Annotated in this window: 12 protein-coding genes; 3 read left to right on the top strand and 9 right to left on the bottom strand. The window is 52.6% G+C overall.

Annotated elements, in window-relative coordinates; translation table 11 throughout:
- Positions 1–7: 7 nt before the first annotated feature.
- From ggt to U738_RS02255, 6 genes are all read right to left on the bottom strand, one after another.
- The gene (gene ggt, locus U738_RS02275; RefSeq protein WP_235208626.1) at positions 8–1606 is read right to left on the bottom strand and encodes a gamma-glutamyltransferase; all 1599 of its coding nucleotides are present in this window, start codon (positions 1604–1606) and stop codon (positions 8–10) included.
- Positions 1607–1630: 24 nt separating this feature from the next.
- On the bottom strand, positions 1631–2911 hold the full coding sequence (locus U738_RS02270; protein WP_035576903.1) for a TRAP transporter large permease: 1281 nt from the start codon (positions 2909–2911) through the stop codon (positions 1631–1633).
- Positions 2912–2915: 4 nt separating this feature from the next.
- Positions 2916–3419, bottom strand: a complete 504-nt coding sequence (locus U738_RS02265; RefSeq protein ID WP_050713846.1) for a TRAP transporter small permease — start codon at positions 3417–3419, stop codon at positions 2916–2918.
- An 85-nt stretch (positions 3420–3504) separates the two neighbouring features.
- Positions 3505–4515, bottom strand: a complete 1011-nt coding sequence (locus U738_RS02260; RefSeq protein WP_035576900.1) for a TRAP transporter substrate-binding protein — start codon at positions 4513–4515, stop codon at positions 3505–3507.
- Positions 4516–4872: 357 nt separating this feature from the next.
- Positions 4873–5010: a hypothetical protein gene (locus U738_RS22835; RefSeq protein ID WP_231896755.1), complete on the bottom strand. Its 138-nt coding sequence runs from the start codon at positions 5008–5010 to the stop codon at positions 4873–4875.
- A 1080-nt stretch (positions 5011–6090) separates the two neighbouring features.
- Positions 6091–7029, bottom strand: a complete 939-nt coding sequence (locus tag U738_RS02255) for an aromatic alcohol reductase (RefSeq protein ID WP_035576899.1) — start codon at positions 7027–7029, stop codon at positions 6091–6093.
- A gap of 304 nt (positions 7030–7333) precedes the next feature.
- Between U738_RS02255 and U738_RS02250 the strand changes: the two genes are divergently transcribed.
- A complete protein-coding gene (locus tag U738_RS02250) occupies positions 7334–8182 on the top strand; it encodes an aldo/keto reductase (RefSeq protein ID WP_035576895.1) in 849 nt (282 codons plus the stop codon).
- Between the two features lie 56 nt (positions 8183–8238).
- Positions 8239–9165, top strand: coding sequence for a LysR family transcriptional regulator (locus tag U738_RS02245; RefSeq protein WP_035576893.1), 927 nt, complete (start codon positions 8239–8241; stop codon positions 9163–9165).
- Positions 9166–9240: 75 nt separating this feature from the next.
- Here the strand turns inward: U738_RS02245 and U738_RS02240 are convergent, their stop codons facing one another.
- Together U738_RS02240 and U738_RS02235 are read right to left on the bottom strand one after the other, a co-directional pair.
- Complete coding sequence (locus U738_RS02240) at positions 9241–10164, bottom strand: bifunctional helix-turn-helix transcriptional regulator/GNAT family N-acetyltransferase (RefSeq protein WP_035576890.1); 924 nt, start codon at positions 10162–10164, stop codon at positions 9241–9243.
- Positions 10165–10340: 176 nt separating this feature from the next.
- The gene (locus U738_RS02235) at positions 10341–11150 is read right to left on the bottom strand and encodes a sulfite exporter TauE/SafE family protein (protein ID WP_035576888.1); all 810 of its coding nucleotides are present in this window, start codon (positions 11148–11150) and stop codon (positions 10341–10343) included.
- 107 nt (positions 11151–11257) lie between these two features.
- Here U738_RS02235 and U738_RS02230 point away from each other — a divergent pair, with 107 nt between their 5' ends.
- Positions 11258–12040 carry an AraC family transcriptional regulator gene (locus U738_RS02230; protein ID WP_035576886.1) on the top strand — a complete coding sequence of 261 codons (783 nt, stop codon included), beginning with the start codon at positions 11258–11260 and terminating at the stop codon, positions 12038–12040.
- A gap of 15 nt (positions 12041–12055) precedes the next feature.
- Here U738_RS02230 and U738_RS02225 read toward each other — a convergent pair whose 3' ends face one another.
- Entirely contained in the window at positions 12056–12859 is an 804-nt protein-coding gene (locus U738_RS02225; protein ID WP_035576884.1) for a PhzF family phenazine biosynthesis protein, read from the bottom strand.
- Positions 12860–12863: the final 4 nt, after the last annotated feature.

Here is a 12863-nt window from a genome sequence, read left to right as displayed (position 1 = left end):
ATTGGTGCTATAGCCCTAACGCGATGCCATCGCTGCGAGGATCATGAGCCGCGTAAAAGCCTTTCGCCGGGTCGATAACGACCGCGCCGGGGTGGCCAGCTAGGGCACTTTGTGCGGGTAGCGGGCTCATCTGATGACCACGCCGGGTCAATTCAGCGAAAATAGCATCTCCCGCATCCTGTTCAAGTTTTAGCGTGTCACGTCCATCGGAAAAGGTTCGCCCCAGTAGGAAGCGCGGCGCTTTAAGCGCACTGAGCGGATCCATGCCATAGTCTATCAAGCGCGTCAGCACGGCAGCGAGGGTTTGCGGCTGTCCATCTGCTCCTTGAGTACCGTAAAGTAAACGAGGCTTTCCATCGACACGATACATACCCGGGTTAAGGGTATGAAAAGGACGCTTTCCGGGGGCAAGCGCATTCGGATGAGCAGGATCAAGACTGAACGCGGCACCACGGTTATGCCACAAAATCCCCGTATCACCGACACTGACACCGCTGCCCCAATCGTAATAAATCGTCTGCAGCATGGAGACGGCATTACCGAAACGATCAGCTGCCGCTAGATAAACCGTATCGCCATGCTGATAAGCGAAGGGCCAATCCAATGCTTTCCCCGCCTCCACTTTTGCCGCTTCAGCATCAAGATGGGCAGGCGATAACAACCTTTCACAAGGCACCGACGCGAAGTCGGGATCAGCCAGGTAGCTATTACGATCCAGGAAAGCGCGCTTTACCGCCTCCACCAGCAGATGGTAATAATCGGCGCTGCCCTCTTCGATCCTGAAGAGGTCAAAACGCGCCAGGATACCCATTATCTCTAGTGTCGTCATACCCTGGGTTGGGGGACGATGGGCCAGCAGCTCGCCACCCCGATAGGGCACCGACAGCGGCTTTTCTACTCGTGCTCGGGTAGCCGCCAGATCAGCGCCGGTGAGTGGAGACCCTGCCGCTGCCAGTCCAGCGGCGATTTTCTCCCCCAACTGCCCTTCATAGAAGTCTCGGTAGCCGTGGGTCGCAATGGACTGTAGTGAAGCGGCCAGCTGTGGCTGGTACAGTTTTTCACTCTCATGGGGAATCTTCCCGCCTGGCATAAAGTGCTCTCGCACGCCTGGCATCATAGCCATCTCATCACGACGAAAATCAAGCCAGAAGCGCTGCGATGGCGTTATCGGGAAGCCTTCCCTCGCTAGCTGTATCGCTGGCTCCATCAGCGCTGCCCAGCCAATTTGGCCGCCACAGTTCTGACGGGAAATCTCATGCGCCTGCCCCCAGGTGTCGACCGTGGCAGCCGTCGTCAACATGGAACCTGGCCCTCTCGTAGGCAATTGGCCAGACAGTTCCAACTTAGCCTGTGGCGCCTGGCCAATGCCTGACAGGGTTTGCACACCACCGTTTGCATCCGCAATGATCATGAAGGCATCGCCGCCAAGACCGGTAAAATGCGGATACGTCACTGCCAGACAGGCCCCCATGGTGATAGCAGCTTCAACCGCATTTCCACCTTTACGAAGTACCTTAAGACCCGCTTCTGTTGCCAGTGTATGTGGGCTGGTTACGACCCCCTCATGGGAATGCGCCAACGCTGATGAAGTTGTGCTAATAGACATTGCTACCATCCTTATTCTGGCTGTTTAGCCGCCATACACCATATTGGGTAGCCACATACTGATCGCGGGAATATAGGTCAGCAGTATCAAGGCAAACAGCGCAATGCCAATAAAGGGCAATGCACCACGTACCGCCTGGACGTAATCGACACCGTTGATAGTGCCCGCCACAAACAAGTTGAGGCCAAATGGCGGCGTAAACATACCAATCGCCCCATTCACGGTCAGTACTGCCCCCAGGTGGACAGGGTCAATACCAACGCGCATACCCACGGTGTAAAACAGGGGTGCGAGAATCACCATGATGGAGGAAGCATCGAGGAACATGCCGGCAATCAGTACCGTCACATTGATCAGAAGGAAGATATGGTACGGATTCTCTGATAACGACAGGATAGCGTTGGCCAACATCGCGGCTAACCCATTACTGGAAAGGAACCACGCCAGCACTGACGCAGCAGCGAGAATAATCATTACCTGAGCCGTTGTGGTCGCCGCTTCAATCATGCTTTGGAATAGCTCTGCAAAGCTCTTCTCACGATAAATCAGGGCGGAGACCAACAGGGCATAGATCACCGATACAGCGGCTGCTTCAGTGGGCGTAAAGATACCCAGGTAGATACCACCCAAGACGACGAGAGGCACACCCAACCCCCACGAAGCATCTTTGAATCCTGCTAAAACCTCGCCCCAACTGGGCGGCTCCACGGGCGTTACACCGTCCTTTTTGGCGCGGTACCAACAGTAAGGCAACAAACAGGCGGCGTATAATAACCCGGCACCGACCCCTGCCATGAACAGCGCGCCCACGGACACCCCAGTGACAGCCGCGTAGACGATCATCACTACCGAAGGGGGAATGATGATGCCCAATGAACCGGCAGACACCAGCACGCCAATCGAAAATTGACCGGAATATCCCTCCTTGCGCATGGCCGGATAGAGCAATGACCCAACCGACACAACGGTGGCCGGACTCGATCCGGAAATAGCACCAAAAAACATACTCGCTGATACCGCCGTCATCCCCATGCCACCGGTAAAACGCCCCACCAACAAGTTGGCCAAGCGGATAATACGCTGCGATAACCCACCCGCACTCATCAAACTACCGGTGAGAATAAAAAAGGGTATTGCCATCAATGGAAACTTATCCAACCCAGCAAACAAGCGCTCGGCAACTATGGTCAACGGAATATGGCTAAAACTCCCCATCGCCACCGTGACGGAACCCGCCAACGCAATAAAGATGGGCGTTCCCACTAACATCAAAACAGCTAATAGAACCAGGAAAGTGATGACCATATTCTTATCCAATTTGATCAAGGTGGGCAGAGGCTTGCTCTCGACCAAGCAACGTCCGGAAGAAATGCTGGGTAAAGCGAATGCCCATTAAGAGAGCGCCCACTGGAATGGCCAACTGAACGATCCACATAGGCGCCTGCAGAGCAGAGCTCACCTGACCGAACCGATGGGTTTGCTCAGTTAACTGGATACCGTAAACCACCAGGAAGAGGCAGAAAGCGATAGAAACCGCATGAACTAGCAACTCTATCCACTTCACCATAAGGGGAGGACTAAACCTGCGTAGAATATCGATCCCAATATGAATCCCTTGCCGTGCAGCAACGCTCGCGCCAAGCAGCACCATCCATACAATTTGGTAACGCACCAGCTCCTCAGCCCATGAAAAACCATCGTTAAACACGTAGCGTGCAATGACGTTGGCGAAAAGAATGAACGAGGCGGACAAAATCAGCAGGCCAATCAAAACCTCCTCGGCACGCGATATTAGGCGATCAAGTTTGCGCATAGCGGACTCCACCAGCGATGAAAACAATGGGGGAATAAAAGGGCTATCGGGATCACCGATCAGCCCTTTAATGGGTTACGCGCTACTACTCGGCATCAGCAATGGCTTGCTGGAATTCCGCCATTAGATCTGCGCCAATTTCATTGGCAAACTCATCGTGCACCGACGCTGTCGACTCTCTGAAAGCCGTCAGTTGGGCATCATCCAGTGTGCTCACGTTAGTGCCACTGGCTTCGATAGTGGCAATGTAGCCCGTTTCACGGCGGGCGGTTTCTTCACGCTGGAATGCGGTGGTTTCACGTGCAGCGTCCGTCAATAGCGCCTGGTTTTCAGGACTTAAGCTATCGAACCAACTCTGGCTAAACAGAAATGCATAGGCTAGATAAGCGTGGTTGCTGATAACCACATCCGACTGCACTTCATAAAATTTCATTTGTGTAATCGATACCAGCGGATTTTCCTGGCAGTCGACAATGCGTTGTTGCAGCGCGTTGTAAGTTTCGCCGAAGGCAATCGGTACCGGGTTAGCGCCCATCGCTTTAAACTGTTCCATGATGATAGGGCTTTGCATCACGCGTACCTTTTGGCCTGCGAAGTCTTCCGGGCCATTAACGGGTTGGTCGCAGGTAAATTGCTTGAAACCACTTTCCCAAAAAGTAACCCCCTTCAGCCCCACCTGTTCCACAGTCGCCAATAGATCATCACCGGCCTGCCCATCAAGAACGGTGTGGGCGATATCGGGAGAAGGGAACAAGAAAGGCAGATCGACGATCTGCATGGCGGGAACGAAGCCCGATAACTTGGCGGTCGGAATAATGGCAGCTTCCACAGCTCCCATCTGCAACTGTTGGGTGACTTCGACATCATCACCGAGTGTGTTATTAGGGAAAATTTCTACTGAAATCTCACCGCCGCTTCGCTCAGCCACCATGTCCCTGAAGCGCTCAGCCGCCAGGTGCTGTGCGCTATCTTCAGGCAAATCATGGTGAAACTTGATATTAATATCGGCGCTTGCCATACCAGTATGTGCCAAAGCACCCAACGCGAAACTACAAGCGAGAGCCTTCAGCTTCATATTCTTAAATTGCTTTTTCATGGTGTGATCCTTGCCATTGCGCCCATTCAGAAAACACTCTTCATGGAGCGAGTTAAGTAACTATTTACTTACTTAAAGAAATAGCAATTATCATGCCACCTTGAAAAATGAGAGATTCTGCGGGTTGTTGAGCGTACCGACGCATAAATTCGCACCAACTTTGTGCTGAAGGACTCAATATGGTGCGAATTTATTCGGGGCCTGATGCCACCTATCAAGCCATCGTCCTCTTAGTCAATTCTTGGCAGGATCGGGCCGGGAGCTCTTTGCCGCCCGGCAGTGTTTGAACAGCTTTTGCATCGAGGGCTTGGGGGTCGAACAGAGCGCGCTACTTGAAGGCTTTGAGGCAGCGCGCAGTTACTCCGTTACAAAGACGGCCAGCGGTGCTATTCCCAAATATACATAAGCCGACTGCTCATTAAGCCAAGCTCTGACGGCCGGATCAGGTTCGAGTTTCATCGCCTCGGAAATAACATTGGTATCAAGAACGATCATTCAAACCTCATCGGGTCGCGAGCTAAAGCTCGCCTCCCACAGGTCAGACCGCCAGAAATAACGAAGAGCCAAATTAAGGCATTACATTCAGTTTCTACGGCCAATTGGCATTACGATCCAAGTACAACACTGTCTGAGGCATTATAAGCAATCTAGATTAGCCATTATCATCATACTCGGATTAAAAAATACGGATTATAAAGCGCTCAAATACCGCTACTATAAAGATAATTAAAGACAAAAGGAGGCTTACTTATGTCTCGTGAAGGATCGCACTGCCCCTCGTGTCATATTGGTTTGATTGTAGGGGGGCACTGTAATAACTCTAAATGCTTGAGCAGTCCGTTTTACACACCAGGTGGTAGAAAAAATGGTAATGGAAAGAAGTTAGTGCCTCCTAAGAAGAAAGGCAGTTGGTCAACAACACTATTCCTTCTCATTATCATCGTGGTTATATTTGCCTTTTTGAACAAATAGAGATATTTATCGATTATTTACTTTACGGTTGAATGCAGTGTCAGCGTGCGGCTACCTTGAGCACATGCTCGCGCATCCAACTGAGGCGCCAATTATGGCGGGTTTGCTGCTACAGCAGGCAGCGCGGGACATACACGATCTGGTAGGTTTAGAGGCCCCACCTTGCTGTGGTACATAACATCCGGAACGGTAAGGTGGCGCGATCTGTCGACGAAAGGTTCACTGAACATAATACGGCTATCAAAAAACTCTGCACAGTGAATGCGAGGTTTATAGAACAGCTTTTTAGATCACTATTAGTGAGCCTATTGGCTACATTATGAACCCGCAATGTTATACCTGCGTAAGAAGGGTCGCGTTCAACACTCCCTCAAAAGTTGCTTACTCATAGGATTAAGCGACTGCTTTTTGGCCAAAAGGCAATCAGGTTGCGGTCATCCCCGCTTCTTTGCTCAGCGGGCACTACTGATCCACTTCAAGCGACTATGCATTACTGAGTATGAGCCATTGCATCAGATTCTTTCGTGGCATGGGAATGTCTGCCATCCTCAGCAGCCAAATACAGAAAGGGCAGTCACTTAGACGGCCCTTTCATTTTACGTGTTATGAGTGTGTATCGCCTAAGTGACGACGTAGCCACGCCTTGACATCGACGGTATCGATGCCCTTTTTATGATTATAAGTTTTTGATTTTTCCCACCACATACCGGAGCCGAGGGCGAATGCGGCACGGTAACGTAGCATTACATCATCCGGGGTAAGAGCGAGTTGGTGATTAAGCTCATCAAGGGATAACTCGACACACTTGACGGGTTTGCCTGTTAGCTCTTCGACGACAGCGGCCAGTTGGCCGTACGAAAGCGTATCGCCAGCGACAAAGACAACTTCGTTGGAGATGCGAGGATCCTCAAGATATATCTCGGTCGTTAGGCGACCAATATCCTCGGGTGTAGTGACCGTAACACGCGTATCCCAGCTTCCGAGTGCTCGGACGGTATTGGTCTCAAGGTCGACTACCCCAAAGGCAGGCTCGAACAAAAAGCTCGTAAACATCCCTGTTGAGATAATTACCCATTCTGTTTTTTGCTGTGAGCGTAGTAGCTTTCTCACTTCATATTGCTCGTCGAACACAGGCTGGCCGCTGCCTTTCCCAACGATGTCGTAATCGACCCCGAACTGCCAGGGAAAGTATCGTGAGACACCTGCCTTTAGGACTGCGTGCGCAATCTTTGTCTGTGTGCCAGATCCCGCCACGAACCCCGTACAGCAGATAACCGTATGAAATTCAGAAAATAATGCGGCTAGGTTAGCTTCAGTTCCATCAGACAAGTCGAAGGGAATGATCTCGACCCCATGCATCTCAAGCTCATTAGTGCTGTTCTTTTTGTACGCATCCGAAGATGTGGTGAAACCAGGTTCAACCAAGACGCAGACAGAATCAGAGTTAACCCTGGAGATCATATTTCTGATCACTTGCATACCGAGCTGGCCAGCGCCAAGAATAAGAACTTTTCCAACATCGCGGTTTTCGGTAACGGGCATGTGTATCACCTAGAAAGTATTCAATTGAGGTATCGTTGTTATTCAGGTTTCAGCAAAGGTTATGCATGGATCCAGTAAACCATCGGTTGATTGCTGCCTGAAACAACTCTCAAGCAGGCTAGATGCGAATGCATGGATTGTTAATGGCTATAGTTGGAAAAGACAATTCGGAATATCTAAATAGCGTGCCCGTTAAAATTATTGGCATTTATAGAAAAGCATTTTGCTTTTAATGGAATTAAAAGTAGTCAAGTGAACGTCTACCATGTGGGCAATGTTTTATTGATAGAGTTGCTCCATACCAATGACTTATTCTCCAACAGCACAAGTAGACTCACGAATCCCTGCCTTGGGCTATGGCTTGTGGCAGATACCCCCGGAAACGAGCGCCGAGCTGGTCAGTCGCGCTTTGCAGACCGGCTATCGACTGATTGATACAGCGGAGGCTTATTACAATGAAGAAGGGGTTGGCGAAGGGATTCGCGACAGTGGCGTAGCGCGTGAAGAGATCTTTGTGGCCACGAAGGTATGGAATACTCATCACGGCTACACTCAAACCCTACACGCCTTCGATGCCAGCCAGCGACGACTAGGCCTTGAGTGGATCAACATGTATCTGATGCATTGGCCCTCACGAATGCGTGATACCTATGTGGAAACATGGCAGGCAGTGATCCGCCTGCGTGACGAGGGCCGGGTCGGTGCCATCGGCGTTTGTAACTTCTCTGTTGGGCAACTACAACGCTTGATGAAAGAAACGGGGGTGACACCGGTACTCAATCAGGTTGAATTACACCCTTTCTTCCAGCAGAAGGAACTGAGAAAGTTTCACCGCGAGCAAGGCATCATAACCCAATCATGGAGTCCATTAGGTTTGTGGTGGCAGAAACCGAATCCTAGCTTATCGCCGCTGCAAGCCCCCCAGATACTCAAACTAGCAGAGCGGTATGGGAAGACTCCTGCTCAAATCATTCTGCGTTGGCATCTCGATAGTGGCCTAGCGGCAATCTCGAAATCCGTGCGGCCTGAACGTATTGTAGAAAACTTTCAGCTATTCGACTTTGCTCTGACGCCTGAAGAGACGAGGATGTTAGCCCAGCTGGACCGCCCTGATGGCCGCCTAGGGCCAGACCCAGAAACGGCCGATTTTTGACCCAACGAACCCAGCATTCGTTATGCTACCTAATCAGACGTTAGAGAGAACGCAACATGGATCGGCTGCAAGCCATGCAGATATTTGCCCGAGTGGTTGAGATGCACGGCTTCAGTAAAGCCGCAGAGAACCTGTCCATCCCTCCCTCTACGGTTACTCGCGCTATTAAGGAACTAGAGAATTTCCTGGGTGTGAAACTGCTCCAGCGTACCACGCGACACTTGAACCTGACCCCAGATGGCAGCCTTTACTACGAGCAATGTCGTCGTTTACTGACAGAGCTGGAAGCTGTCGAGGCCAGCTTTGCCGGTAGCGCCGGACGAGCCAAAGGCAAGCTACGCGTCGGCATGACAGCCTCAATGGCCCGCTTATTCGTATTGCCTGCCATTAAGACGTTCCAAGCCCGTTATCCCGATATAGAGTTAACCCTGACGATGAGTGACCGAACAGTAGAACTGGTTCCGGAAGGTATCGATTGCGTTATTCGAGCAGGAGTACCTCAAGATTCTCCCACCTTGGTAGCGCGCCGTATTGCGAGCTTTGAATGGTTAACGTGCGCCTCACCTGGGTATTTGAAAGAGCACGGTGAGCCACAGTCATTGGAAGATTTGAAGCACCACCACGCTGTCGGTTTTCTGCCTGGGCATCAAGGGCGATCAATGGATTGGCGCTTCGTGGTTAATGACGAAGAGCGAGTCGTACGGATGTCCGAGAACTTAATCGTTAACGACACTGACACCTATATCGCTTGTGGCCTGGAAGGCTTAGGCCTGATACTTGCAGCAAGTTATATGGTGCTGCCGCACCTTCATAGTGGAGAATTGCAGCGAGTACTGAGCCACAGCCAAGCTCCCGCAGTGCCCATATCGGTTATGTATCCACAGAACCGCCACCTATCACCCTCCGTGCGGGCATTCGTGGATTGGGTCATTGAACGCATACAACTTGCCGAACCACGGTGGCAAATTAGCAATATCATTTAAAGGTTTGCGCTCGCCCCCCTTGCTGTCCGGCACACGACTGTTGCCTAGGCAGAGCGATGCTTCGCAACGTGGGTACTACAGCTCACGGCTCCAAACTTGACCGACAAGATCCTTGCCGAAGCTGTGATGGGGCGTTTCCTCAACCAGTTCGAAACCCGCCCTTTCATAGATCTTTCGCGCACCAATAAGAACACTGTTGGTCCACAAGATGATTTTTTTATAGCCAGCTTGGCGGGCGAATCTTAGGCATTCATCGACAAGACGGCCACCTATTCCAAGACCGCGGGCGCAGGGATCGACATAAAGTAACCGCAGCTTTGCGGTCGCTTCGTCTTCCCTAACGACGAACACGGAGCCAACGACGCTGCCTTGCTTCTCGACGACCCAGCACCGTTCCCATTGCGGGTCATAATCACGCAGATACTTGGCGACGATGTCTGCTGTCAGTGCTTCATATTCACTGTTCCAGCCGTACTCCTGGGCATACAGAACTGCCTGTCGATGGACGATCCATCCCATATCGCCCGGCTGCGGGTCGCGCAGCATGTAACTCGAATCGGTATCGCCAAGCAGGCTCTCAATTTGATGCATTGCCTCAATCAACTGGTTTTGCTCAGGCTCCGAAAGCCGCTTGAGCATGGCAACAACTTCGCGCTGCGACGCATCACTCAACGGCAGGTAAGTTTCCCGCCCATGATCAGTCAATTGCAGTTGCGCCGCCCGGCGATCGGAGGGCAAGGGGATTCTGGTGATGAGCCCCTTCTTCTCGAAGCCTTTCAGCACCCGGCTCACGTAACCGGCATTGAGCCCCAGCTCCCGGCAAATATCTGAGCTGGTAAGCATCGGCCGATGCGCCAGCTCATACAGAATGCGAACCTCCGTTAACGAGAATGGGCTTTCCAGCAGATGCTCGTGCAGCACACCAATCTGACGCGTGTAGAAACGGTTGAAGCTTCGCACCGTTCCAGCTCGCTCATGCAAGCGTTGTTCTGCGGCCATGGAAGAGGCCTCCAGTTAGTTGCTTTAAGCACATAATTAATTGCTTTAAGCAACCATGTCAACAAGATCTCATAAGAAACTACTGACAAAATAAATGAAGCTCTCTCGACTGCGCGACGCCCTGAATATCAAGCGCCACACATCTCCCAAACAGGCATCTCCCAAGCAAGCAACACTCAATGAACAAAAACCATCACCACCAGCACCATGGTCAGCAATAGCAAGTACACCCTGGCATGAAGACGGTCAGGAATGCGTCCGATCCAGGTCGATGCCAAGCAGATACCGAGCCATGAGCCCACTGCCAATACCAACAAGGCGCGCAGATCCACATAACCGGCATACCAGTCCCCCACCGCTGGGTGATTTGCCGACAGCAACACATACGTCGCGGTGCCACTCACCGCCATGGGCAACGACAACGGATTGGCCATGGCAGTAGCTGCCGTCATACTCGCGCCTCTACGGCGCATGAGCGGTACGGTCATCACACTGCCGCCAACGCCCAGCAAGGCGGCCACCGCACCAATCACTGTCCCCGTCATCGCCGTTACCCCACGACCCATAGGATGCACATCACTCTCCGCCTGATGCAGAAAACCGGGTCGCAGAACAGCATCCGCAATCGTAATACTCAGATAGCCGATAAACGCCCAGCGCACCCACTCGCCACTTAATGACACGGCAGCCGCCGCGCCAAGCACGGCTCCCATGGCAATATAGACCACCAGCGGCCGCACCAGGTGCCATTGCACGGTTTGTCTTAGATGGTGGCGCCATGTGGACAGGGAAGCAGCAAAGATCATCAACGCCGTCGAGGTGGCTACCGCGATATGCATGGCCGCCTGACCGATACCACTATCCGGCCCGTGGACGTAAATCAGCAGGGTATACAGCAAGGGAACCACCACAAACCCACCACCGAAACCGAACAATACGGTGGTCACTCCCGCCAACCCGCCACAAAGCAGCAATACGCTATACACCGGCACTCTCCTGATGAAACCAAACAGCAGGCACTATATGCTGGCAAGGATTGGCCGACATTCGTCGTTCGGACAACCATCAACGCGTTTCAGCCAGGTTAACGCTAATGCTCAATACGCCTCTTTCAGATGTGGATCATGTAGCACGGCCCGTGGTGGCCATCGGCACTGACTACCGCCCCGGTACCCTCCTCGACTTTCATACCCATCGACGTGCCCAGTTTCTCTATGGCATGACCGGCTTGATGGAAGTCAATACGGATGACGGTACCTGGATGGTGCCGCCCTATAGCGGCGTCTGGTTACCTGCGGGCAAGCGCCACCAAGTGCGCATGAATGGGGTGAGCACCCGAAGCTTGTATATCGAACCCCACGTCGCGCCACGTGCTTCGAGCAACTGCGAGGTGCTGGTCGTGACGCCTCTCCTGCATCACCTGCTGCTGGCTTCCGCCCACATCCCCGCGCTCTATGATGAAAACGGCCGCGATGATGCCCTGGCTAAACTACTCCTATACGAACTGGAACAGGCTCAGGCCCTGCCACTATTTGCGCCTTTGCCCCATGACCTTCCGCTCGCCCGCCTGTGCAGAGAGTTTCTCGGCCAGCCGAGCATTCACACTCTTCCGGAGGAGTGGGCGCGGCAGTTACATTGCAGTCAGCGCACCTTCAATCGTCTATTCCGTCAGCAGACCGGACTCTCCTTTGGCGTATGGCGCCAACAGGCCTGCCTGATGGCGGCAATTCCCAGGCTGCTGTCTGGCAGTTCCGTTACCCGAACCGCACTGGAACTTGGCTACGACAGCCCAGCCGCTTTCTCCAGTATGTTTCGCAAGGTGCTCGGTCAATCTCCCAGCGCTTTTGTTCGGGCGGCTAGTCGCCAAAAGGAATAACTTCCTTAACAATACCTAGCTTTTCCACTTACTCTTGGGCAATGTGATTACCCCTTGCAGATAAGGCGCCACGCGGCCTTTGATAATCACGCGCTCGCCTTCCACGCTGCAGCTGAGCGCGCCTTTTCGGGCGCCGCCCTGGCGTGCGGTTAGCGTTTGCTTGCCTAACCGCTTAGCCCAATAAGGTGCAAGCGACGTATGGGCCGAGCCTGTCACCGGGTCTTCTTCAACGCCCACCTTGGGGCCAAACCAACGGGAAACAAAGTCCACATCATGGCTTTTAGCGGTGACCGCCATCCCCCGCCCCGGCAGCTGTTTAAGCTGTTGCATATCCGGTGCTAACGACTCAATCAACGTCGCATCATTAATCACCACCACGATATCGTCAGAGATCAGCAGCTCTTGAATGTCGATGCCGTTGAACGCCGCCGCTACCTCAGCGTGCATTGCCAAGGGTTCTAGCGTTTTCGCGGGAAAATCCATCGCCAGCTCGTCACCCTCACGCTTTACCAATAACTGCCCACTGCGGGTCTGAAATTGCAGAGTTTCTGAGCTATCACCTAGGGCATTAAAAATTACCCACGCAGCAGCTAAGGTGGCGTGACCGCACAGATCCACTTCTACCGAAGGGGTAAACCAGCGCAGATGGTAGCCTGCCTCCGTAGGTACAAAAAACGCGGTCTCGGAAAGGTTATTCTCCGACGCAATGGCTTGCAGTAGCGCATCATCCAACCATACTTTCAGGGGACAAACGGCCGCGGGATTACCTTCAAAGGGCTGGGAGGCAAAAGCATCTACTTGGTACAGGTCAATTTGCATGGCA

It is taken from the genome of Halomonas sp. TG39a, assembly GCF_000744395.1.
Classification (GTDB): domain Bacteria; phylum Pseudomonadota; class Gammaproteobacteria; order Pseudomonadales; family Halomonadaceae; genus Vreelandella; species Vreelandella ventosae_B.
This window is presented reverse-complemented; position numbering and strand designations above follow the sequence as displayed.